At 61.4% G+C, this 21738-nt stretch carries 23 protein-coding genes and 2 pseudogenes; 19 read left to right on the forward strand and 6 right to left on the reverse strand.

Annotated features, from left to right (window positions below; all coding sequences use genetic code 11):
* A pseudogene (locus VOM14_RS30515) lies at positions 1 to 380 on the reverse strand (IS21 family transposase); the annotation flags it as partial.
* A gap of 19 nt (positions 381 to 399) precedes the next feature.
* Positions 400 to 699 (reverse strand): annotated as a pseudogene (locus tag VOM14_RS30520) (integrase); the annotation flags it as partial.
* A gap of 78 nt (positions 700 to 777) precedes the next feature.
* On the opposite strand from VOM14_RS30520, the gene VOM14_RS30525 reads away from it, so the two are divergent.
* The 4 genes from VOM14_RS30525 to VOM14_RS30540 are packed head-to-tail and all read left to right on the forward strand — an operon-like array spanning position 778 to position 6354.
* A complete protein-coding gene (locus tag VOM14_RS30525) occupies positions 778 to 2226 on the forward strand; it encodes a site-specific integrase (protein ID WP_327632440.1) in 1449 nt (482 codons plus the stop codon).
* A complete protein-coding gene (locus tag VOM14_RS30530) occupies positions 2223 to 4103 on the forward strand; it encodes an integrase (RefSeq protein WP_327632441.1) in 1881 nt (626 codons plus the stop codon). The genes VOM14_RS30525 and VOM14_RS30530 overlap by 4 nt, the downstream gene beginning before the upstream one ends.
* Entirely contained in the window at positions 4100 to 5995 is a 1896-nt protein-coding gene (locus tag VOM14_RS30535; RefSeq protein WP_327632442.1) for an integrase, read from the forward strand. Before VOM14_RS30530 ends, VOM14_RS30535 begins: the two co-directional genes overlap by 4 nt.
* Positions 5992 to 6354 carry a hypothetical protein gene (locus VOM14_RS30540; protein WP_327632443.1) on the forward strand — a complete coding sequence of 121 codons (363 nt, stop codon included), beginning with the start codon at positions 5992 to 5994 and terminating at the stop codon, positions 6352 to 6354. The genes VOM14_RS30535 and VOM14_RS30540 overlap by 4 nt, the downstream gene beginning before the upstream one ends.
* A gap of 86 nt (positions 6355 to 6440) precedes the next feature.
* Here the strand turns inward: VOM14_RS30540 and VOM14_RS30545 are convergent, their stop codons facing one another.
* Positions 6441 to 7424: a phage integrase family protein gene (locus tag VOM14_RS30545; RefSeq protein ID WP_442955608.1), complete on the reverse strand. Its 984-nt coding sequence runs from the start codon at positions 7422 to 7424 to the stop codon at positions 6441 to 6443.
* A gap of 360 nt (positions 7425 to 7784) precedes the next feature.
* On the opposite strand from VOM14_RS30545, the gene VOM14_RS30550 reads away from it, so the two are divergent.
* From VOM14_RS30550 to VOM14_RS30575, 6 genes are all read left to right on the forward strand, one after another.
* The gene (locus VOM14_RS30550) at positions 7785 to 8018 is read left to right on the forward strand and encodes a response regulator (RefSeq protein ID WP_327632444.1); all 234 of its coding nucleotides are present in this window, start codon (positions 7785 to 7787) and stop codon (positions 8016 to 8018) included.
* A 346-nt stretch (positions 8019 to 8364) separates the two neighbouring features.
* Positions 8365 to 9231 carry a sensor histidine kinase gene (locus VOM14_RS30555; RefSeq protein WP_327632445.1) on the forward strand — a complete coding sequence of 289 codons (867 nt, stop codon included), beginning with the start codon at positions 8365 to 8367 and terminating at the stop codon, positions 9229 to 9231.
* Between the two features lie 304 nt (positions 9232 to 9535).
* Positions 9536 to 10255 carry a Crp/Fnr family transcriptional regulator gene (locus tag VOM14_RS30560; RefSeq protein WP_327632446.1) on the forward strand — a complete coding sequence of 240 codons (720 nt, stop codon included), beginning with the start codon at positions 9536 to 9538 and terminating at the stop codon, positions 10253 to 10255.
* Positions 10256 to 10782: 527 nt separating this feature from the next.
* Entirely contained in the window at positions 10783 to 10938 is a 156-nt protein-coding gene (locus tag VOM14_RS30565) for a DUF3309 family protein (protein ID WP_327632447.1), read from the forward strand.
* Positions 10939 to 11063: 125 nt separating this feature from the next.
* Positions 11064 to 11240, forward strand: coding sequence for a CsbD family protein (locus VOM14_RS30570; protein WP_327632448.1), 177 nt, complete (start codon positions 11064 to 11066; stop codon positions 11238 to 11240).
* Positions 11241 to 11337: 97 nt separating this feature from the next.
* Complete coding sequence (locus VOM14_RS30575) at positions 11338 to 11730, forward strand: PRC-barrel domain-containing protein (RefSeq protein ID WP_063496085.1); 393 nt, start codon at positions 11338 to 11340, stop codon at positions 11728 to 11730.
* A gap of 96 nt (positions 11731 to 11826) precedes the next feature.
* Here the strand turns inward: VOM14_RS30575 and VOM14_RS30580 are convergent, their stop codons facing one another.
* The 3 genes from VOM14_RS30580 to VOM14_RS30590 all read right to left on the reverse strand — a co-directional run bounded on the left by VOM14_RS30580 (position 11827) and on the right by VOM14_RS30590 (position 14362).
* Complete coding sequence (locus tag VOM14_RS30580; RefSeq protein ID WP_327632482.1) at positions 11827 to 12414, reverse strand: BPSL1445 family SYLF domain-containing lipoprotein; 588 nt, start codon at positions 12412 to 12414, stop codon at positions 11827 to 11829.
* 312 nt (positions 12415 to 12726) lie between these two features.
* Positions 12727 to 13791 carry a glycosyltransferase family 4 protein gene (locus VOM14_RS30585; RefSeq protein WP_327632449.1) on the reverse strand — a complete coding sequence of 355 codons (1065 nt, stop codon included), beginning with the start codon at positions 13789 to 13791 and terminating at the stop codon, positions 12727 to 12729.
* Positions 13792 to 13993: 202 nt separating this feature from the next.
* On the reverse strand, positions 13994 to 14362 hold the full coding sequence (locus tag VOM14_RS30590; RefSeq protein ID WP_327632450.1) for a hypothetical protein: 369 nt from the start codon (positions 14360 to 14362) through the stop codon (positions 13994 to 13996).
* A gap of 360 nt (positions 14363 to 14722) precedes the next feature.
* Here VOM14_RS30590 and VOM14_RS30595 point away from each other — a divergent pair, with 360 nt between their 5' ends.
* The 9 genes from VOM14_RS30595 (at position 14723) to VOM14_RS30635 (ending at position 21606) form a co-directional block, all read left to right on the forward strand.
* The gene (locus VOM14_RS30595) at positions 14723 to 15532 is read left to right on the forward strand and encodes a PRC-barrel domain-containing protein (protein ID WP_327632451.1); all 810 of its coding nucleotides are present in this window, start codon (positions 14723 to 14725) and stop codon (positions 15530 to 15532) included.
* A 94-nt stretch (positions 15533 to 15626) separates the two neighbouring features.
* Positions 15627 to 15860, forward strand: coding sequence for a hypothetical protein (locus VOM14_RS30600; RefSeq protein WP_327632452.1), 234 nt, complete (start codon positions 15627 to 15629; stop codon positions 15858 to 15860).
* A gap of 88 nt (positions 15861 to 15948) precedes the next feature.
* A complete protein-coding gene (locus VOM14_RS30605; protein WP_327632453.1) occupies positions 15949 to 16164 on the forward strand; it encodes a hypothetical protein in 216 nt (71 codons plus the stop codon).
* A gap of 175 nt (positions 16165 to 16339) precedes the next feature.
* Positions 16340 to 16801 carry a DUF1269 domain-containing protein gene (locus tag VOM14_RS30610; RefSeq protein ID WP_327632454.1) on the forward strand — a complete coding sequence of 154 codons (462 nt, stop codon included), beginning with the start codon at positions 16340 to 16342 and terminating at the stop codon, positions 16799 to 16801.
* Between the two features lie 34 nt (positions 16802 to 16835).
* Complete coding sequence (locus VOM14_RS30615) at positions 16836 to 17384, forward strand: NRAMP family divalent metal transporter (RefSeq protein WP_327632455.1); 549 nt, start codon at positions 16836 to 16838, stop codon at positions 17382 to 17384.
* A 4-nt stretch (positions 17385 to 17388) separates the two neighbouring features.
* Positions 17389 to 17694, forward strand: a complete 306-nt coding sequence (locus tag VOM14_RS30620) for a hypothetical protein (protein WP_327632456.1) — start codon at positions 17389 to 17391, stop codon at positions 17692 to 17694.
* The gene (gene tal, locus VOM14_RS30625; protein ID WP_327632457.1) at positions 17691 to 18791 is read left to right on the forward strand and encodes a transaldolase; all 1101 of its coding nucleotides are present in this window, start codon (positions 17691 to 17693) and stop codon (positions 18789 to 18791) included. Before VOM14_RS30620 ends, tal begins: the two co-directional genes overlap by 4 nt.
* Positions 18792 to 18929: 138 nt before the next feature.
* Positions 18930 to 19091 carry a hypothetical protein gene (locus tag VOM14_RS30630; protein WP_327632458.1) on the forward strand — a complete coding sequence of 54 codons (162 nt, stop codon included), beginning with the start codon at positions 18930 to 18932 and terminating at the stop codon, positions 19089 to 19091.
* Positions 19092 to 19206: 115 nt separating this feature from the next.
* Positions 19207 to 21606, forward strand: a complete 2400-nt coding sequence (locus VOM14_RS30635) for an amylo-alpha-1,6-glucosidase (RefSeq protein WP_327632459.1) — start codon at positions 19207 to 19209, stop codon at positions 21604 to 21606.
* The last annotated feature ends 132 nt before the right edge of the window (positions 21607 to 21738 follow it).

Here is a 21738-nt window from a genome sequence, read left to right on the forward strand (position 1 = left end):
CCCAGCCCTCGATTGTTGCGCGTGCCCTCCATGCCGTAATGGTCGAGCAGCGCTGAGTAACGTTTCGTGAAGTCCTCCTGCTCTGTCAGATTCTTGAAGGCAGCCGACAGGCTGTCAGAGCGATGTTCGCGCGGGCAGCCGCCGGCCTGCCACAGCGCGTTCTGCAATCCCGCTGCGAGGGCCTCGAAACTCTCGCCACCCTCAACAACGTTCGCGTATTCCCAGCGCGAGAACGCCAGTACGAAGTGATACAGCCGATGACCGAATGGGGCACCGCCGATCGTCATGCAAAGCTTGCTCATATCGGTGAAGTCTGACAGTCCGCGCAGACCGGGCTGATGCTCCTGGGGGAAGAACACCTCCTGTGTAGGCCCTTCAAGGGGGATGAACAAGGTACGCGATGAGCCAGCGAAACATCGCGCCGAGTACCGACAGTGCGTAAGCGGTTGAGCGTGCAGATAGCCCACCGGAGAATGGTCGCCACTCGGGCGAAGTGCGCGGACGCACGGGCCCCACCCAGCGCTCGCGCGGCGTCGGTCTGCGTAGAAAACTTCTGTACGCGATCGCATCCTCTGTCGTGAGCGACGACAGGGCTCGGTCACGGTCGACGATCGCCCACAGGATCAAGCGTTCGGCTTCCTTCCGGTAGGCCCGCTGCGTTGCGGGGGATTCGTGCAGCGACAGCCATGCCTTATGCGCAAGTCGGTAACGATTCTCTAATACTCGCAGGCTGTGTTAAAGCGGACACCCGCACAAACACAGCAGAGGATCTGCACGATGACAGCAAGACGAACGACCATCCGGCAACTGCCGTTGACTGAGGTCGTTGACCGCGACACACCCGGCGCGACGCCGGTCAGTATCACCACCCCCGAGGGCGGCACCATCTATCACACAGTCCCGCTCGCAGACCCCGACACTGGCAAGCGACGCGACACCCGCCCGAAGTGGATCGCTGACACCTTTCCTCTCTTTCCCGTTGTCCGACTTGCTGACGGCGCGCCGTGGGCTGAGGCGAACCTCTGGCTCATCGACATGATGGAATCGAAGTCGTCGCCCAACATGCTGACGTTTGCCAGCATCGCAGACGACCTGGTGGCGTTCCGTCGTTATCTGGATGACGAGGGTATCGACTGGCTCGTCTTCCCTGTGAACAAGCGGCAACGTCCGACCTACCGATATAGCGGCTCGATCAAGCTGGCCGTGCAGGCCGGCGAGCTGTCCCCGGGCGTTGCCAGGCGTCGTATGGGCACCGTGGTGCGCTTTTATCGCTGGATGATGACCGAAGCAGGCTTTCGACCCACGAACGCGCTGTGGGTCGAATCTGATCGTTTCATTGAGTTCAAGGACCAGAAGGGCTTCAGCAGCGTGATCGAAGTCAAGACCACGGACCTGTCGATCAGTGGCCGGCGCGCAGACGACCCGTGGGACGATCACATCCAGGACGGTGGTCGCCTGCGCCCGCTCCCCTCTGCCGAGCAGTCGGCGCTGCTTGAATCGTTAGCCACACTCGGCAATATCGAGATGACGCTCGTTCATCTGTTCGCGCTGTTGACAGGCGCCCGCATCCAGACGGTACTGCCCGTGCGTGTGAAACACGTGATGCGCAAGCCTGACGGGTTTCACGGCGACGACATCCGTCTCGCCTGCGGGCCAGGTACCGGCATCGACACGAAGGGCGGTGTTAAGGGCGTGTTGCACGTTCCGCGCGGTTTCTATGAGCGGCTGTACATCTACGTGCACAGCGATCGTGCGCGCAAGCGCCGCCAGATGGCAGATGGCGGCGATCACTTCGACCAGGCGCTCTTTCTGAGCCATCGCGGTGCGCCGCTCTACGAGGATCGCGCGTCGCGCGACCCGCTCACCTCTGGCCCGCGCGTGCGCCGTCACGTCAAGACCGGGCAGGCCGTGCGCCAGTTCATCCGGGACGAACTGTTGCCCATGATGCGTGTGCGGCTCGACAACCCCAGGTACGAGTTCAGTTTCCACGACCTGCGCGCGACTTTCGGGCTGAACATGGTCGACGCGATGACGGCGAACGGGACGAAGTACACCCGGGCGCTCGATCAGTTGCGGCAGTTGATGTGGCACGTCCGCCCATCTACAAGCGAGGCGTACCTCGGCTTCAGGGAGAACCGCAAGCTGTTCGACGCTGTACAGGACGGCTGGGGAGCGCACCTGTCGACGCTGGTCACGCGCACCCTCGACACTGTGGAGGTAGCATGAACCGCCTGTACGAGGAAGTTCGCATGCCGCTTGCGGAGCGCACAATACTGCTGCACCCAGAGCGCGCGGTGCTCCGGTGGGAAGGCGTGAACAGCCGTTCCGATATCGGCCAGATCTGCTACCTGACGCGCGACACGTCGAGCCCGCAGCGCACACGACGTACTTTCGACCATACGAGTTTCAGCAGCGAACGCGCCGGGGTAGTACGTCTGCTGGTGACGCAGCTTTCCGGGCGTATGACACTTGGCGCGAGGCGTCCGGTGACGATCTTCATGGATTTGCGCGTCGTGCTTGATTTCGTCAACTGGGCCGACAGCCAGGGCTTGCATCAGGTGCTCTGTGACGAGAAGGCCACCGCAGAGGCGGTTCATCGGTACTTCCGTGAGAGGCGCGAACAGGTCTCGCTGGGCAACCTGAACCGCAATTCCGTCGCCCACTATCAGCGCAGTCTGTTGTCGATGCTACGTGAGTTCTTCCGAAACGACGACTTCTGCGCCGACGCGAGGGTGCTGCGCCACCAACAGGATGCCTGGGTGCCGACGGCTGTGCCTGACGCCGAGGCACAGGCTGCCCTGCTCGCGTGGGCCGACGCGCTCTTCAGCAGCATCAGCACGCTGGTGCTCGACTTCAAACCGTACCCCGTGCGCGTGACCACGGTGCGAGGTGAGCATCTTTGCCTCGTTCCGCACATCTACGGCCGTAGCGACGGCGACGACTCGCGCGGCCTGATCGGCTGGAATCTGGAGACAGGAGAGCCACGTACTCGCGAAGACATCACGAAGCGCATGGCCGAAACAGGGGCTAATACTCCTCATGAGAGTTCGAGGAGGATCGCCGGACTGACAGCTAAACATCTTGCGGCAGCGAACGCGGACGCGCAGTCGTCAATCCGACGCTCGCACGCTTCGATAGCGGCCTCTTGCTTCGCCGCGCTGTTTCTTGCCGAAACGGGCATCAACCTCGCGCAACTGCTAGCCATGAAGTGGAGTCCGGAGCTTGCCACGAGCCTGCAGGATGCGTCGGTTGCGCGTCAGAAGTTTCGTCAGGTCAAGTACCGGGCAGGCGGGAAGGAGATTACGTTTACCGTCTCGCTGGGCTTCATGCCGAAGCTCAGGGCGTATCTGGCGTTGCGCGAGTATCTGGTGCAGGACGCAGAGTGGGACGCGTTGTTCGTCGTAGTCGGGCATCATGCACAGCTGCGGCGGCTAACGGGTCTCTCAACCAAATTCCTAGAGCGGCTTTACCGTCGACTCGACACGCTCGGGATCGTGCTGCCGCGCATTGGCGCGCGTCAGTGGCGTGCGGCGAAGCAGGATTGGGCGGTGAGCAACCACGGCCCCGTCATCGCAGCCAGGCTGATGGGGCACTCGCTGGAGACGGCGCTGCGCTCGTACTCGAACGGCACGGATGCCGCGCACAAGGCTGAGATGGGCGCGTTCCTCGCTTCGGTCGAGAAGACCGTGCTGGGGCCAGGCAACGACCCCGCGGGCAGCATCGGGAGCGCAGTGGGCATCTGCATCGGATTCCACAAGCCTGCGCCGATCGCGGCTTCGGTCACGGTACAGCCTGACTGCCGCTCGACCGAAGGGTGTCTCTTCTGCGACCAGTACCGCGTGCACGCTGACGCGACCGACATCCGCAAGCTGCTGAGCTGCCGTCACTGCGTCAGACTCGTGTGCGGGCGTGCTGACTCGATCGAGCAGTACGACAGATCGTTCGGTGCGGTGCTGCGACGCGTTCACTTCCTGCTCGACGAACTGCGCAGGCGGGATGCCGCGCTGGTCGAACAGATCGAGCATGACGTTGATATTGAGGGGAATCTGGACGCTTTCTGGTCGGCCAAGCTCGACCAGCTTTACGAATTGGGAGTGGCATGAACAACTCACTGATCGCGCCGACCGCTGAGCGGCCCGACTGGTATCGGGTCGAGGACGATACGGTCGTCACGCGCGACACGTCCGGGAACACTGTTTCGCTGTTTGGTGACGATACCTGGGACATCCGTGCGTACGCGGTTGGGCCACGCAGCACGCATCTCTATTTTAGGAGCCACTTGCCTGACGGCGTGAGTCGCCCGCTTTCAGAAGCAACCACGCGTCAATGGAAGCAGGTCATGTACTTTCTGATGCACGAAGCGACCGATATGGTACCGGCGTCCGGCACGCTTCAGGCTCGTTCAATCAACCTGAGGGAGTTCACGTTCTTTGCCGCCGCACGTCAGCTTACGCTCTACGAGGGCCTGTCCAATGTCGCCGTTGTTCTGGACTATGCGGCGCAAGCCAGAATGGAGTCGAAGGCCCAACGCCTTCATTCGATTCTGGTGAAGCTTCACCGTCTGGGCGTCGAGACCACAGGGCTGCGCGTACCGCTGGTCCAATTACATAAGCCTCTGCTTAAACGCTGGGCGCAACACGCTGGATACTCGCAATACCCTGCCATCCCGACGCGGATCTACCAGCACTTCCTGTCGACCTGTCAGCATGACCTCGGCATCGCTGAAGACGTCGCTGATGTTCTGTCGGACTACCTCGCACGCGCATACGCTGGTGAGAGGCCTGGTGTCCCTGCAGAACTGGTAAGTACTGCCACGCACTTCCGGTGCGAGGATCCCCGTTACGTCGTGTCGTCGCTTGTGGCGTCGATCACCGCGCTATGTCAGCTTGTCATCCTGTCGTTCACCGGCATGCGCGCGGCAGAAGCAGAGACCCTGCCCTACAACTGCCTGAGCGAGTCCCGTCTGGATGGCGTGACGCACTACACCATCGAGGGCGTCACGACCAAACTATCGGGCGGTCGTCCCAGGCGCGCGTGCTGGGTGACCAGCCCGCTCGCTGCCCGCGCTATCAGGCTCGCGCAACGCCTGTCGGGCGAGGCGCACCGTGCGCACGGCGCGCAAGGCTACGCCGAATCGACGGACGGTTCGCACCTGCTGTTCTGCCGGATGGGTCTGCCGATAGGCCCGCGTCATGGATACGTGGCAAACCGGGCGGCAAGTAAAGTAGCTAACTATATCGAAGCCTTTCGTGAGCGCGTCTTTTCGACGATCACATTCGAGGACATCGCCGAGCTGAAGCGTGTCGACATGCACCGCGCGTGGGAAGACGAGCCGAAGTACGCGCTCGGGCAGCAGTGGCCGTTCACTCGCCACCAGCTTCGCCGGAGCCTAGCCCTCTACGCCCATCGTAGCGGCCTCGTGACGCTACCTACGCTCAAACGTCAACTGCAGCACCTCACGCACGAGATGAGCACCTACTATGCGCGCGGCTCGGCGTTCGCGAAGGGTTTCATCGACACCGACAAGCGCCACTTCGCGAAGGAATGGGCCGAGACGCAGGGCCTGTCCGAGTATCTCGCCTACGCCGAGCAGGTGCTGTTCGCTGACGAGCGGCTGTTCGGCGGGCACGCAGCGTGGACGCAGAGCCGTGCCGTGCAGGCCTCGCCTGTGTCGGTCTACTCGCGCGAGCAAACGATCAGAAAGTTCGAGAAGGGTGAACTCGCATATCGCGAGACGGTGCTGGGCGGCTGCGCCAGCGTCGAGCCCTGCAGGTCGACACCTCTCGACTGGATGCGTCTGGATTGTCTTGAATGGAACTGCCGTAATCTCATCGTCGTGCCGTCGAAGCTTCAGCGAGTGATCAAGGCGCAGCAGACTACGGTCGGGAAGCTGCGCGCAGTTGATGAGGCAAGCGTCGAATACCGTATCGAGGCACAGACGCTGCAACGACTGCTTGACGCGCAGGAGAAACTGATCAAACCGGAGGCAACATGAGCGACGCCATGACCGACTACTACGCCGCCCTTGAGCGGCTGAAGAAACGAAAAGGAGTGCGTATCAACAATGACACCGTGGCGATCGAGGCGGGCCGCAAGAAGGGCAGCATCAAGAAGTCACGCCCGCAGTTCACAGCACTGATTGACGCGATCGATGCAGCCAACGCGGTAGCCGGGCGCCCGAAGCTAGAACTGGGCGAGCGTCTGGACCGGGCGAAAGGCGACGCGAAGGATCTGCAGGCACAACTTGACGAGTCACTGGCTCGTGAGCTCGCACTGCTGCGTCAGGTGTTCAGCCTGCGCAAGGAACTGGCCGCGCTACGAGGCGGTAGCGTCCTGCCCCTGCACCCGCGCTAGATCGGGGCGGGCGTTTTCGCTCGAAACGGGCATTTGGTCTGCTTCATCTGCGTCGACCTGGTGCTCGCGAAGGTTCCCGCTACGGGTCACCCGGCGTAGTGACCCATCATACGATCGTGGTTCTGTGACACCGCTGAATGGGTCAAGGGCGGGCGAAGCCCGGCGAAGTGAACCCTTGACGCGCGATGGTTTGATACGCTCTGGCATGGTCGGACACCCGGCTTTATCGGGCTTCCGACCATGCGAAACCTGCGGTGAAAGATGGACACACAGACGGTCGACCTGTCCACTTTTTCGGCTGATCTGATGGACACTCCGCAGACTGCTGATTCCAGCATTTTCAAGGCTCCGGCTGATGTCCATTGTTTTTCTCTTGCGCGTAATGCCTGCACGGCTGCGTAATCGTTGTTGGCGTCGAGCGTGCAGGTGTGCCGAGGCGCGCGAAAGGCACCTGACGAGCCATCAACCTGGTGCGGCAGCCGCAGTGATTCCCACGGAACGACCGCGCCCGGAACAGAGGCCGTGATCAGGGCGCGTGCCCGCTCCGTCAGCGCGGGATACGCGGCGAAGAACGCCTCGATTCGCCGTGCGCTTGCCGCGCCGAGCCCGGGTACGGCTTTCCACCACTGGCGCCGGCGGGGAATCCGCACAGTCAGGTCAGCCAGCGTATCGATACCGTGTGCGCGCAGTGCCTTGCCAGTTCTGGCCGGAAACCATCGTTCGATGTCGTCGCTGATCTGCGGCTCGGGTGCCGGCAACAACCGGAGCACCCCGATCGCGTGCGTCACCGCCTTGGCGCGTTCGATACGTTCGGCCACCGGATGCCCAAACAGTATGGCGAGATCGTCTCGGTGAAGACCGCGAGCCACGGCGACCAGTTGGCGACGGATGCGCCCGAGGATGCCACGTGCAGACTGTCGCTCGCCCATGCTACCGCACAGGTAACGCTGGACCGCTTCCCGCGCCGGCAGGCCCGCGTACCAGGCACGCAGCGCAGCCAGCGAGTCGGCATCGGGAAAACCGTCCGGTGTCGGCGCGGAAGCGGAGGGGGACGTCAGACGTGTTTTCATGACACGGAGTTTAGTCCACGAAAGTGGCCCTTGAGATAAGAAAACTTATCTCAATAGTGCGATCACCGAGCGCGTTTGTAACTGATGGCACTCGTGCGAATCCAACCGGGGACCTGGCGAGTGGCCGCTGTCGGCAGGCACGACCGCCTCCTGTCGACCCGCGACGACCCTTCGACTTCTCGACAGAAGACATTCGCGATTGGCACACGGGCGCGACGGAATTCGGAACGGTGTAGATTGAGCTACGCGTGCAGGCGACATGTCGCGCAAGCGAACCGCTGGTCGAGACCTCTGCGGCTTCCTCGCGCGGCCGGCAAACGAACGCCCCATGATTGGAATTTCCCCTGTTCGGTGAGCAAAATGCAGACGATTATTCTGGTGGATGACGATCGCAGCATCCTGATTGCGTGGAAACGTATCCTGCAACTCGAAGGCCACCGAGTCGAAACGGCCAGTGATGGGAAGGCCGGCCTGGCTGCCGCCAACAAGGTGCAACCCGTCCTCGCTGTCACGGACCGACGATGCCCGACCGAAAGTGGCCGAGGCTGTCGCATGGACCAGCCGCCCGTTCACCCGCACTCGCGCGGCGGGTGACAAGTTTGTTCGCATCGTCCAAACACTTGTGCCACAAGGCTCGATCGCCGCAGGCCCGTGGCATCGCCCCGAGTTGACCTTTACTGTCGCAATCGTGACAGATCTATTGCGGTCTAAGGGGCCAGGTTGTTGACCGCTACCGTACAGACGTACTCCGTCAGCCGTGAGAACGTGCTAGTCCACCCTGCACGCACCAGCGATTTTCGGGTTGCTCTCACGAGGCAGGTATTCACGAATAATCGGCAAGGCGCGCTACACAGCAAGCCGTTGCTGTGACAGGCCGTCGCATGCCGCAGCGTGCATCGCCCGCTGGTCGCGATCCGCGCGTCAAAAAAAGAGGCTCAACATGTCATCTCATCCAGTGTCCTTCCAGTGGTCTGTTGGCACGCCCGATGCACACCACGCAGACGTGAACGATGAAATGATGGAACGCGCGCAGCAACGAGCCTCCATCGCTTGTTCCAGTCATTCTCCGTCAGTCGCCCATCGTTTCGACGCGCTACGACGCAAGGACGAAATTCTTGCGATGGTGGCGCACGAGCTTCGTGGACCATTGACGCCGATGCAACTCGCCATCCACCTCATCCGCAGGGCGTCGGCGGATCGTCCGGAGGTGTTACGGTCGATCGACATGCTCGACCGGCAGATCACACAGATTAGCCGGCTTGCTGAGGACCTGATGGATGCCACGCGGATCGACCGTGGCGCGCTCCGTGTGAGCAAGACCCTCATCGAAGTCGTTGCGGTTCTGGCCGCGCCTCTTACCGCGGTTGCACTGGCGGCCGCCCAACGCGGCCAGACACTCACCGTGCAGATTGCCGACAGGACTGTACACATTGAAGGCGATCCGGTCCGTCTCGCACAGGCCGTCGACAACCTCCTGCATAACGCAGTGAAATACACGCCGGAGAAGGGTTGCATCACCGTGAACGTGCTCGCAGACGGGAAGGACCTTGTGGTGTCCGTCAAGGACAATGGCCTGGGCATATCGGGCGCGCTCCTGCCACATATCTTCGACCTCTTCGCTCAATCCAGCCGAACAATCGCGGCGAGTGCCGGCGGTCTGGGGGTGGGTCTTGCCGTCGTCAAAGCGGTCGCCGAAGCGCATGGCGGAACGGTGTCGGCGACCAGTGCCGGCCCCGGTACGGGCAGCGAATTCACGCTACGGCTGCCGATCGTGCTGGAACGGCGCATGGCTCGAGAGCCGTCGTGACGGCGGGCAATGCGGCCACACATTTCAGTCTGCTGCTGAGCCTGCCAGCCCGCAGACGACACCGCCCTCGCAGGTGACAGACCTGTCAGCGCAGACCCGTTGAGCCATGGCCGGTGGCCGTTGCAGCCCGCCTGCGACGCGCCACCGTGCGCGCGCGAACTATAATTTAAACGGGTTTAGTCAGGGTCGATATCCTCGCCCATCCGTCTGCTGCTTTCATGCAACTGCCGTTGAAGCCTGATACTGTTAAGAACAATTCTGCGAAAATGGTGCAGTTTCTGGACAGGATGGTAAGGAGCGGGACATGGAAAACGGACATCATCCCGGAGAAAACCACCTGCTTTCGGTTCTGCCGGAAGCGGAGCGCGCGCGCGTGGTGCCGCATCTCGTACCGGTTGAAATGCCCCTGGGGCAGGTCGTGTATGAGTCTGGCGACCGCCTTGATCACGTCTATTTTCCGACAACGTCCATCGTATCGTTGCTCTTTGTGATGGAGGATGGTGCGTCCGCCGAGATCGCGATCGTGGGCAACGAAGGGATCATCGGTATTGCACTCTTCATGGGCGGTGAAACGACGCCAAACCGGGCAGTCGTGCAAAGCGCAGGTCTGGCGTATCGACTGGATGCGCGCATCCTGAAAGAGGAATTCCATCGCGCCGGCCCGGTGCAGCGGTTATTGCTGCGCTATACCCAGGCATTGATCACCCAGATGGCCCAGACAGCCGTCTGCAACCGGCATCATTCGATCGACCAGCAATTGTGCCGCTGGCTACTGCTCAGCATGGACCGCCTGCCGTCAAACGAACTGAAGATGACACAGGAACTGATCGCCAACATGCTTGGCGTGCGCAGATCCGGGGTGACGGAGGCGGCGCTGAAACTTCAGAACGCGGGGCTGATTCGCTACGGTCATGGCCACATCGAGGTACTGGATCGACCGGGGCTCGAAAAGCGCGTGTGCGAATGCTACAGCGTGGTGAGACGGGAGTTCGACCGCCTGTTGCCTGATCTGAAGGCGATATAAACCGCGCATCATTCCTGCGCGGGCGAGCAGCGCCGGGTTACCGCAACACCCCTGCAGCATTCCCGGCGAATACGGCTGGCGCGCTTTACCAGGGCGGGCACGCATTGAACCCAAGCGTGAAAAGGAGAAATTTTCGTCCGCGACCGGACCGCTGCTGAACAGAATACCCGCTTTGGCCGGCGTATTGCAGAGCGTCATTTGGATTGCGCCGAACGATCTCCTGGCCGGGCAGAGTGCAGTCGGACTGACAGCCCGGCACTGCCCACAGACGGCAGTACCCCGGCACGCGGCAGTCGCGAATTCCGGGCGGAAAAAAAGAAATCCCGATGTCCACCACCGTACCGACTGCGTGGCAAATCAATGCCAGCCTCACGGTACAGAGCGGGTCTTTTCCGGGTTGTGCGGATGCCGTTCATCATCGCTTTTATTTTGCGCAGATACCTCGCTAAAGGCCAGAAGATTCCGGGCACGTGGCGAGAGAGCGGCGACGGGCTCGTCGTAAGACGGAGTCGGAAAGGGGGCGTCTTATGTTAAGCATACTATTGATAGTCGTACTGGCGTTCATTTTGATGGGCGCGATGCCGACCTGGCCATACAGCCGTTCATGGGGCTATATGCCCAGCGGGGTGCTGGGCGGGGTGCTGGTCGTCGTTCTCATCTTGCTGCTTCTGGGCAGAATATAGGAGCGCAAAATTCCTGTCTGGATGATCCGATCACGGGCAGTCGTTGTCGGACCGTGCCATCAGAAAACGAGCGGGCGGCACGCGTTGGTAAGTTCAGTCATCCGTCATTTTCAAGGAGTAGTGTCATGAACAAGGATCAGGTGAAAGGCCGCGTCGAGGAAGCAAAGGGAAAGGTTAAGGAAGTCGTCGGTAAAGCCACGGGAAGCGAAATGACCCAGGTGAAAGGTCAGGTCGAACAGGTCGCCGGCAAGACACGGGCCGCGTACGGCGATGCAAAGGAGCAACTGAAGAAGCAGCCGTAGGCTGTTCGCGCCGACAGATCTTGAGGCGTCACGTCGTGGGTCAAAGTGCTCGCGTGACGCCTTTCCCAACGTATGCTTTCGAACTGCGGGGTGCACGATGAAACGGGTTATCACGCTGGTATCGGTGGCTGTTCTCGGAACGGCCCTGATCACGGGAACGCTGTGGGCTCAGGGAACGCCACAATCCATCACAGCGAAGCGCGTTGATGTCGTCCAGCTGGCGACGGGATACCGGGCCTCCAGGATCAACGGATCGCCCGTCTATAACCGCAACAAGGACAACATCGGAACAATTGACGACCTGATCGTCAGTCCAACCGATCGGGTTCCCTACGTCATCCTCTCGGTAGGCGGGTTTCTCGGTATGGGAACCCATCTCGTCGCAGTACCGTTTGGCAGCCTTCAGGTCGTCGACAAGCAGATGCGGCTGCCGGACGCGACCCGGGAGTCCCTGAAAGCGTTGCCGGAGTTCAGGTACGCGCCTGAATAACGGCCGCCACCGGTTCTGATGCGCCGCCGCCGGCGTTCCGGCAGGATCGAAAGCGCTTCGCAGGCACGCGGGCACCGCCCCCGTTTGTTTTGGGCGCTACAGTGACTTCAGCTTCGTGATCTTCGTACCCTCGAGCGTCACGCCGGCCATCAACCCGCTGTTCGTAAGCACGAACGCTTCGATCGGCGCTGTCGCGGTGGCGGTATCAATGTTCCCATTCGCGCCGACTTTCAAGACGGCCACTGACGCGTCGCCGCCCACTGACCAGCCTTCGCTATTTCGGAACCGGGCAAGTGCGTCCTCGGTCATGAACAGGAAAATGATGGCTTTCGATTGCGCGCCGATCTGCAGCCCGATCGAGCCGGTCGTGGTGCTGTAGTAGCCAACCGTGCTGCCGCCGACTCGCAACGAGCCTTCGCCATACTGGTCGCCGATCCAGAAGCCGGCGGCGATGACCGATGGGAACACCAGTACGCCGCGGGCCTTGCCGACGAGTTCACGCGAGCCGTTGGCGGTGGTGTAAAGGCGTGCAAGGGTCGAGTCGACGCCTGCATCGATGGCGTGACGCTTGTCGACCTGGTGGCCACTGGCATCGGTTGTTCCGGTCGTCATGCAACCCGAAACCGCGAGGCCAATCGCCAGGATCGATCCGGGCGTAGCCCATATGGATGTTCGTCGTAGCATCATCGTCTCCAGTTGTTCCGGGAGGCTTCTGACGCTACGCCAGGGCGGCGGCGGACGCGGTACGACAGCGTACAGAAACGCGAAACAGGTCTCGATGAACAAGACGGGTTTGACGCGCAACACGCGCATCGCTTTCCAGTCGGTTTCGGGCATCGGGGCAGTTTGCCCGCAGACATATTCAGTATGTGTCTCTGCCCCTTCCGGATAGCCGGTAGCCCGGTCTACTGCGCTGCTCTGAACAGGTCCAGTTTTTTATGTGGAAACATGATTCCGGCGCGATCGCTTCGTACTGGAAAACTGCCGAGGTGCCGATCAACCCGTGGCGGCACGTCGCAACACCGGGCGTCTTGATGCCTGAAGCAGTGACGTATAGCTGTCGAGGTAATTGTGCGCCATCGTCCTGGCACTGAAGCGGCGTTCGAACTGGGCCCGGATTTCAGTCCGTGACAGCTCATCGAGACGTTGCAATGCACCGACGGCGTCCTGTACGTTTTCGCAGATATAGCCGGTGACACCGTGATCGACGACCTCCGGAACTGAGCCGCGATTGAATGCAATCACTGGCGTCCCGCACGCCATTGCCTCGATCATGACCAGGCCGAACGGCTCGGACCAGTCGATCGGAAACAGCAGCGCTTTCGCACCCGACAGGAATCGAGGCTTCTGCTGCTCGCTGATCTCGCCGAGAAATTCGACGTGCGCCTGCGACAGCAACGGCTCGATTTCCGTCCTGAAGTATTCCTGGTCGGACTTGTCGATCTTGGCGGCGATCTTCAACGGCAGACCGCTTTGTGCAGCGATCCTGATGGCGACGTCTGCTCCTTTCTCCGGACTCAGACGTCCCAGGAAAGCGAGATATTTCGGCTCCTTCTGCGTTTGCGGCGTGAGCAGCGCTTCCGGCAGACCGTGATAGATCGTGTCCAGCCAGTTCGCCTGCGGCAGCGGCAAACGTTGTGAATCGGAGATCGACACGACCGGCGCCTTCGGAAACGTATTGAACACGACCTGCAGTTCCGGCAGGTCGAGGCGGCCGTGCAGCGTCGTCACGAACGGCGTGTCGAACTGCGAAAACAGCGAGAACGGCAGATAGTCCAGGTGGAAGTGCAACACGTCGAATTCGTGGGCGACACGGCGCACCTTTTCGAGCATCAGCATGTGCGGAGCAAGCACGTCGCGGGTCGACGGGTCGAGGCGCAGTGCGCGCGGCCACGCAGCCTCGAGCGTCGCCTTCGTGTGCGAGTCGCCGCTTGCGAACAGGGTCACGTCGTGTCCCAGGTCGACGAGCGCATCGGTGAGGTAGGACACCACGCGCTCGGTGCCGCCATAGAATTTCGGAGGAACGGCCTCGTGCAGCGGGGCAATCTGTGCGATTCGCATTGGCCGGTCTCCCTGGAACAGGTGCTGGGGCTTCAAACTATTTCCGAATGACCAGCGAGAGTCTCGAAGGCTGACGTCTGCGCGATATATTTTGCGCTGCGCCCGGTCTGGCCTGAACTGAAGTTCTCACCTGCGAGGAGATCCGTCTGTACGGTAGCGTTCAGCCCCGATCATTCGGCGGGCCCTACCGTGTTCCTCTTCTTCATTCGATTGACCGTGCCGCCCGTGCGCGTTGCGGATCAGTGCTGGCCATTCGCAACGGCGTCCACGGGCCGAGCAACTCATGCGCCACGATGACCAGGATCAGGTTGCTGATTGGTGGCACTTCGACGCCGCGACCCGTCGCGCAAACGTCCTCCAAAGAACCATCCGCACTCGGCCGGGGACCACGCTTCATCAATGCATATGTCACGACAGGAAAGTTCAAAGCAGAACCTTCCGAAAACGCCTCGGTGGGCGCCAGATGTGCTGACATTTCGATCCCCATTTCGCGCCCCGGTGGGCCAACGATGAACGGGGAGAGGCGCGTATCAGGATGGTGTTCAAGGGAAGCAGGCTGCTTGCAGAACATCGGAAGCGCGCGTTCGCCAATGCCTGCCTCGCTGGCGCGATCAGGAAATCACGGACCGAGAGCAGGTTGACGCAACGAGATCGCAGATGCAGTCAGGTAAGTCTGTGCGGCAGCGTTCAGGCCGGCAAAAACGACCGAATTGCGCGAAAACCCATGGGCGTAGAGCACGTCTGATGATTGCGGCAGGCGTCACCGGGTCAGTGCCCGACTACCATCAGGAAAGTCGCGTGACGACCAACGCTGATTAGGCGTTTGAACATAGACAAACGTCTGTACGTTGTCGTACCGCTTTCGTCCGCGCGTGCAGGTAGTGTGTTGTCTTCTATCGACTTCCTCATCGACACACAGTGTGGAGAAACCATGTTGCGAAGCATACGGGACTTGCACGGAAACACCGTTAGCGCTGTGGACGGTGACATCGGCTCAGTCAGTCAGGCATATTTCGACGACGAGTCATGGGGTGTGCGTTATCTGGTGGTCGAAACCGGCAATTGGCTCAACGACAGGCAAGTGCTGGTTTCGCCGTATTCGGTGAAACACACCGACCCCGGATCGAACGTCGTGCATGTCGGCCTCTCCCGGCAGCAAGTGAGGGACAGCCCAATGCTGGACGCCCACAAGCCGGTATCGCGGCAGCACGAGATCGAGTATCTGCGCTACTACAGCTATCCGACCTATTGGGGCGGTCCGAACCTGTGGGGCATGGGCGCCTATCCGGCCTATGACCCGACAGGTGTGTCGCCGGACGCTCTGCCCGATGAGCCACCAGAGCCAACCGTGCATACGGACAAACCGCAACCCGACGTCCATCTGCGCAGCACCGACGAGGTCAAGGGCTACCACCTCAAGACGGCCGACGGCAGCATCGGTCACGTATCGGATTTCATTTACGACGACACCGACTGGGCGATTCGTTACCTGGTCGTCGAGACGCACAACTGGTGGCCCGGCGGCAAGGCCGTGCTCATCGCGGTTCACTGGATAGACGAAGTCGACTGGGTTGATTCGACCGTATCGACGGCATTGACGCGCGACGTCATCAAGAATAGCCCAGCTTATGACGACTCGATGCCGATCGACCGGCGTTACGAGGTCGTGCTGCACCAGTTTTACGACAAGCATGGATATTGGTCGGATGCCGGCGTCGACGAGCGAGACGCATCGGACTGACCCGCCGTGCGGACCACGGTCCTCATCATTTCCGGACCGTGCCAGATCCACCGAAAGCGAAAACCTTCAAAGGCGCTAAAGGCAGGAGCAGGTCATGAGGCAGAACATTCAGACGTTGTATCAGGCCCGTATCCATACATTCACCCCCGAATGCATGGAACTGCAGGACGGGACATTCGATTTTCATCTTCGGCATGCTGTGGAAGGCTGCCTTCCTTCGGCCGACAAGCACTATGACGTCGGCGTTTTTGCGACGAGCAAGGAAGGCTATGCGGCAGCACTCGCATACGGCGACAAATACATTGCGGAACATAAGTTCGGGATATAGCAGTGCCGACGGTTACTGACGAACCGCGCGCTTAACCTGGCAGCGACGACGACCGGTCTGGCTGTCGTTCAGTCAGACAGGCGGCACCATGGCAGACAGAATCATTTCAGGCAGGACACACGACGCTTACATGACCGTCAGGGATCATATTGCCGATGGTTGGGCAGCGAGCGTGTGTACCGTTCCTAAAGACGCGCCAAAGGGCGAGGAACTCATCAAACTCGACACTGTCTTCGAACGCGAAGATGTCGCATGGAAATCGGTTGAGAGGTTCGCGCGTGCCGAGCTCAACAATCTGAAATAGCCCAGGGCCGCATTTCCAAGCCTCTCGCCGTGCATGGCACAATAGTTTGGACACCTGTTATCTTGACTCTTCAAGGAGCATTCGCATGACTCTCCATGACGTCGTAGTCGCAGTCTTCGATGACCATCGTAATGCCGATGCCGCCGTGCGGAAGCTGATAGCCGGCGGATTCGATATGCAAAATTTCAGTGTCGTCGGCAAGGGCTATCACACTGAAGAAAAAATCGTCGGTCTCTACACGATCGGCGACCGCATGAAGATATGGGGCAAGTACGGCGCGTTCTGGGGCGGCCTGTGGGGCTTGCTGATGGGCGGCGTGTTTCTGACGATTCCGGTGCTCGGTCCGATCGTAGTGCTGGGTCATCTCGCCGTTGTCATCGTGTCGGCTGTCGAAGGGGCGGTCGTTGTCGGCACTCTCAGCGCTTTGGGTGCAACGCTAGTCAATGCGGGGCTGCCGCAGGAAAGCGTGATCCATTACGAGGCCGCCATCAAAGCCGATGGATTCATTGTGATGGCCCATGGCACGCCCGATGAAATGGCGCGCGCAAAAGCCGTTCTCGCGACCCATCAGCCGACGCGTCTTGATTCGCACGAAGGCGTCACGCCCACCGAGCCCGCCACACCCGAAACGGCTTGAGGGGCCGGTACGACCTCGGCAGGAGCACCCGTTCATGGATACAATCACTCGCGAACCGGTCGAGCAGCCGACTCGCCCAAAACTTCTGCTGGTGATGGGCCCCCGCCTCATCACCTGCGCATCGGATGACGATCCGAGCGGTATCGCGACGTATTCGCAGGTCGGCGCGCAATTCGGCTATGGCCTCGCGTGGACACTCCTGTTCAGCTATCCGTTGATGGCCGCGATCCAGGAAATCAGCGCGCGCATTGGGCGGGTGACCGGCAGCGGTATCGCCGGCAATCTGCGTGAGTACTATCCGCGTTGGTTATCGACCAGCGTAGTCGGGTTGTTGCCCGTCGCGAATATCATCAACCTGGGTGCGGACCTCGGCGCGATGGGAGCGGCGCTCGGGCGGCTGATCTCAGGTCCGGCACTACTCTATGTGTGCGGCTTCGGGCTGCTGTCGGCGGTGCTGGAAGTGTTCACGCGCTATGCACGCTATGTTTCGGTTCTCAAATGGTTGTGCCTCGCTGCTCAGCGAAGTGATCTGCGCCTTTGTCGTCAAAGTGCCGTGGGATCAGGTGGGATGGGCAGTCGATAGCCGCGTGCTGATCTATATTCATAAGGAAGCGCAGCTGGATGCGGTTGCAAAGCGGTATCCGGCCCGGCGCTTCGTAATGATCGATGACAGGCTGCGCATCCTGGTGGCGATGAAAAAGACATGGGAAGACCGTCTGACGACCATCTTCGCCCGCAAGGGACACTACGTGATGGACCCCCCCCAGCGATTCTCGCCGCGTACGCACCGGTCGACATCACGATCGAGCGCGTCGGCGAGCTGGCTGGCGCTGATCTGGCCACGCGGTCCGGCAACGGCACAGCAGGCGACGCATAACAGGAGGCATCAATGAAGCCAACCCGACAACTGCATGACCTCGGCCAAAGCCTTTGGCTCGATAACATCACGCGCGGGCTGCTGACAGACGGCACGTTGCAGCGCTATATCAGCGAGCTTTCAGTGACCGGATTGACGTCCAACCCCACGATCTTTGATAAAGCCATCACGGAGGCAGATTTCTACGACGCCGCCATCCGGCAGCAGACGGCAGAAGGGAAATCCGGCGAGATGCTGTTTTTCGAACTCGCGATCGAGGATCTGACCCGGGCTGCCGACCTTTTCCGTCCCGTTCACGACAGCACCGGTGGGGTTGACGGCTGGGTGTCGCTGGAGGCGTCTCCCTTGCTGGCCTACGATACGGCCGGCACCATCAACGCGGCTGCGCACCTGCATCGAGCCGCGCAGCGTCCCAACCTGTTCATCAAGATTCCCGGCACGCCCGAAGGCGTTCCCGCGATTGAGGCGTCGATCTTCGCCGGCGTGCCGGTGAATGTCACGCTGCTGTTTTCGCGCGAACAGTACGTCGCTGCAGCGCAGGCGTACATGCGCGGCATCGAGCGGCGGATCGCCGCGGGACTCGATCCAGACGTCGGTTCCGTCGCGTCGATTTTCGTCAGCCGCTGGGATGTCGCGGTGAAAGACAAGGTTCCCCCGCCGCTTCACAACCGCCTCGGGATTGCCATCGCCAAACGCGCGTACCAGGCGTACCGCGAGTTGCTGGCATCGCCCCGCTGGCAACAACTGGCGGTTGCCGGCGCCCGACCGCAGCGCCTGCTCTGGGCCAGTACCGGCACCAAGGATCCGGACGTCGTCGACACACTCTATATCGAGTCGCTGGCGGCCCCTGACACGATCAACACGATTCCCGACAAGACCCTGCACGCCTTCGCCGATCATGGCGAACTGAAGGGTGTATTGCCGGTCGATGGCGGGGACGCCGAAGACGTGCTCGCCGAATTCGCGCGGGCCGGTGTCGACGACGCAGCACTCGCTGCCCAACTCCAGCGCGAGGGCGCAGAATCGTTCGACAGGTCATGGAAAGATCTGCTCGGCCGCATCGCCGCAAAGAGCGCGATGCTGGAGAAAGGCGATCAAACGAGTGCGGGATAATCGTGATCACCAAACGGGCGGCTCAGCTTCAACCGCTGACTGATCGGTCGGCGTGGAAGGCGCTGGCGGAGTATCACCCAGAAGGTGCGGAATCTGCATCTGCGGCAGTTCATCGCCAGCGATCCCCTGAGGGAGCCCTTGAGCGTCGAAGCCGCCGGTCTTTATCTCGATTACTCGAAGAAACAGGTGACCGCCGAGACGATCGCGCTCCTTGTGCAGCTGGCTGGCGAATGCGGTCTCGCAGAGCCGTTCGACGCCATGTTCAGCGGCGCAACGATCAACGTGACCGAGCCATCATGAGCGTCGGCCATGCCTGGATACCGTTATGGGAACAGGTACCTTGGCAGGCCTGCCCGCACCACCGGTGATGCGGATCAACTTAACCCGGTTCGTCACGTGCTACTGCACCTGAGATGTGAATGGTGCAGCAGGGGCGATCTGGAAAATCGATTCTTCCGATCAGTGGCGCGTCGAGCTTGGCAAGGTGCTGGCACAGCGCATTCCGCCCGAGCCCGAGAGCGCGAACGAGACCGGGCTTGCGCGCGACAGCCCGGCCAACGCGCTGATCCGCTACCGCCGTCTCGGCGAAGCGCGAAGGGCGATGCTGGCACACGAGGAGAGGACCATGTCACTCGAAATCAAGGTGGGGCCGCCACAGCTCGCGATCCATCAGGGGCACGCCGTCCTCCTGACCGAGCCGGACGGCCAGATCAAAGGACCGACCCAGAAGGGCCTGTACTTCTACGACACCCGCGTGATCAGCAACTGGACGATATATGCCGACGGAAAGCCGTGGGATCTGCTCAATGGCGGCACGACCACCTCTTTCGACGCGCGCATCTTTCTGGCCAACCGCGCACTCGTCACTGAGGCCGGTCCGATCGCGCCGCACACCATTGGGCTCATGCTCAGCCGTCAGATCGGCGGCGGCGTGCACGAGGATCTCGATCTGGTCAACTATGGCCAGTCGGAGGTGCGCTTTAACCTCGAAATTGCGGTGCGCAGCGATTTTGCCGACATCTTCGAGGTGAAGTCCGGCCACTTCATCCGGCGTGGCCACGTCACGACGAAATGGTCTGGGCGCAAGCAGCGTCTCACGACCGCATACGATAACCAGGACTTTTCGCGGGAAGTCGCAATCACGGCGCACAACAACGGCTCGCCCGCAATGTACGCGAACGGCCGGCTCACGTTCGCCGTCGAGCTGGCGTCCGGCGCCCAGTGGCACAGCTGTCTCACCTACGATCTCTCGGACGGTCACAAGAGCTATCCAGCCCCGCACGCGTGTACCAGACTGGACCGCGACAAGTCGGAGAACAGCAAGCGGCTCATGGACTGGCAGCGCGCGGTGCTCAAGCTCGAGAGCAGTAACGACGGATTCCGGCGCCTGTTTCGTCAGGCAACCGACGACATGGCGGCACTGCGCCTGCCCGTTGAGGGTGCCGACCGTAGTCAGCTCGTGCCGGCAGCCGGTTTGCCGTGGTTCGTGGCGCTATTCGGGCGCGACAGTCTGATCGCCTCGCTGCAGACTTCGATCGTCTATTCGGATTTTGCGCGCGGGACGCTGGAGGTGCTGGGCATCTGGCAGGCGACCGGATGCGACGACTATCGAGATGCCGAGCCTGGCAAGATCATGCACGAGCTCCGTCTGGGGGAGCTGGCGAGTCTCAAGCTGATTCCACACACGCCGTATTACGGAACAGCAGACGCGACCCCGCTCTATCTGATCACGCTGCATACGGCGTGGTGCTGTACGGGCGATCGCGAACTGCTGAAGCGTCATCTGCCGACCGCGGAGCGGTGCCTCGAATGGATCGACAGGTACGGCGATCGCGATGGCGACGGCTTTCAGGAATACGCCACGCGCTCGTCGGCGGGCCTAGAGAACCAGAGCTGGAAGGACTCCGGCGACGCGCTGGTCTACCCTGACGGGACGCTGGTGAAGGGGCCCAAGGCGCTCTGCGAGTTGCAGGGCTACGTCTATGATGCGTGGCTGCGGATGGCGCAAATCTACGATGCGCTGGGAGACGCGGCCCGCGCTGCGGTGTTGCGCACGAAAGCCGCTGCGCTCTTCGCGCGGTTCAATGAGGCGTTCTGGGACGAGGAGACGGGCTTTTACGCGTTCGCACTCGACGGCGAGAAGAAGAAAGTCCTGAGTGTCGCGTCCAATCCCGGCCATTGCCTCTGGTCCGGCATCGTGCCGCCCGAACGGGCGGCACGCGTCGTGGCGCGGCTCATGCAGCCGGACATGTCGAGCGGGTGGGGCATCCGCACGCTGTCGGCGAGCCATCCCGCTTACAACCCGTATTCCTACCAGAATGGCTCGGTCTGGCCGCACGACAACGGCCTCATTGCGCAGGGATTCAGGCGCTATGGCTATGCCGCGGAGACGGGGCAAATCGCGAACGACGTATGTGGAGCAGGGTGCTTTTTCATGCTGAACCAGCTACCTGAGCTTTATGCGGGCCTGCATCGGGACGCGGCGAATTTTCCCGTTCAATATCCGGGTGCCAATGTGCCGCAGGCCTGGGCCGCGGGATCAGTCTTCTCGCTGCTGCAGGCGATCCTTGGCCTCCAGCCGGATGCGCCGCACAAGATGCTCTATATCGACCCGGTGCTGCCGCCGTGGCTCAGCGACGTGACGCTCAGGGAATTGCGCGTCGGCGAGCAAACTTTCGATATCCGGTTCTGGCGCACCGAGGAGACGACACAGTTTGACGTGCTGAGGGGGGACCCGGCATCAGTCGCGTTCCGCGCGATGACCGTATGGAGTGACCTGCTGAAACGTGACGTCGAAGATGCCCCCTGCCCGTAGGTGGCCGCGCTCAGACAGCATGCGGCTACCGCGGCACTCGCCAAGTTGACGCCGTCGCAAACAGGGCCGGCATCGCTGGATGGGTAGGTGAAGGGTCCGGTCCCAGAAGACCACACGGCTCGCCTGTCCGGG

The organism is Paraburkholderia sp. MPAMCS5 (assembly GCF_036016995.1).
Lineage (GTDB): Bacteria > Pseudomonadota > Gammaproteobacteria > Burkholderiales > Burkholderiaceae > Paraburkholderia.

Excerpts from the sequence above, each read along its gene's own strand:
- VOM14_RS30525 (WP_327632440.1), top strand. The coding sequence starts at position 778 with ATGACAGCAAGACGAACGACCATCCGGCAACTGCCGTTGACTGAGGTC.
- VOM14_RS30530 (WP_327632441.1), top strand. The coding sequence starts at position 2,223 with ATGAACCGCCTGTACGAGGAAGTTCGCATGCCGCTTGCGGAGCGCACA.
- VOM14_RS30535 (WP_327632442.1), top strand. The coding sequence starts at position 4,100 with ATGAACAACTCACTGATCGCGCCGACCGCTGAGCGGCCCGACTGGTAT.
- VOM14_RS30540 (WP_327632443.1), top strand. The coding sequence starts at position 5,992 with ATGAGCGACGCCATGACCGACTACTACGCCGCCCTTGAGCGGCTGAAG.
- VOM14_RS30545 (WP_442955608.1), bottom strand. The coding sequence starts at position 7,424 with ATGAAAACACGTCTGACGTCCCCCTCCGCTTCCGCGCCGACACCGGAC.
- VOM14_RS30550 (WP_327632444.1), top strand. The coding sequence starts at position 7,785 with ATGCAGACGATTATTCTGGTGGATGACGATCGCAGCATCCTGATTGCG.
- VOM14_RS30555 (WP_327632445.1), top strand. The coding sequence starts at position 8,365 with ATGTCATCTCATCCAGTGTCCTTCCAGTGGTCTGTTGGCACGCCCGAT.
- VOM14_RS30560 (WP_327632446.1), top strand. The coding sequence starts at position 9,536 with ATGGAAAACGGACATCATCCCGGAGAAAACCACCTGCTTTCGGTTCTG.
- VOM14_RS30565 (WP_327632447.1), top strand. The coding sequence starts at position 10,783 with ATGTTAAGCATACTATTGATAGTCGTACTGGCGTTCATTTTGATGGGC.
- VOM14_RS30570 (WP_327632448.1), top strand. The coding sequence starts at position 11,064 with ATGAACAAGGATCAGGTGAAAGGCCGCGTCGAGGAAGCAAAGGGAAAG.
- VOM14_RS30575 (WP_063496085.1), top strand. The coding sequence starts at position 11,338 with ATGAAACGGGTTATCACGCTGGTATCGGTGGCTGTTCTCGGAACGGCC.
- VOM14_RS30580 (WP_327632482.1), bottom strand. The coding sequence starts at position 12,414 with ATGCTACGACGAACATCCATATGGGCTACGCCCGGATCGATCCTGGCG.
- VOM14_RS30585 (WP_327632449.1), bottom strand. The coding sequence starts at position 13,791 with ATGCGAATCGCACAGATTGCCCCGCTGCACGAGGCCGTTCCTCCGAAA.
- VOM14_RS30590 (WP_327632450.1), bottom strand. The coding sequence starts at position 14,362 with ATGTTCTGCAAGCAGCCTGCTTCCCTTGAACACCATCCTGATACGCGC.
- VOM14_RS30595 (WP_327632451.1), top strand. The coding sequence starts at position 14,723 with ATGTTGCGAAGCATACGGGACTTGCACGGAAACACCGTTAGCGCTGTG.
- VOM14_RS30600 (WP_327632452.1), top strand. The coding sequence starts at position 15,627 with ATGAGGCAGAACATTCAGACGTTGTATCAGGCCCGTATCCATACATTC.
- VOM14_RS30605 (WP_327632453.1), top strand. The coding sequence starts at position 15,949 with ATGGCAGACAGAATCATTTCAGGCAGGACACACGACGCTTACATGACC.
- VOM14_RS30610 (WP_327632454.1), top strand. The coding sequence starts at position 16,340 with ATGCAAAATTTCAGTGTCGTCGGCAAGGGCTATCACACTGAAGAAAAA.
- VOM14_RS30615 (WP_327632455.1), top strand. The coding sequence starts at position 16,836 with ATGGATACAATCACTCGCGAACCGGTCGAGCAGCCGACTCGCCCAAAA.
- tal (WP_327632457.1), top strand. The coding sequence starts at position 17,691 with ATGAAGCCAACCCGACAACTGCATGACCTCGGCCAAAGCCTTTGGCTC.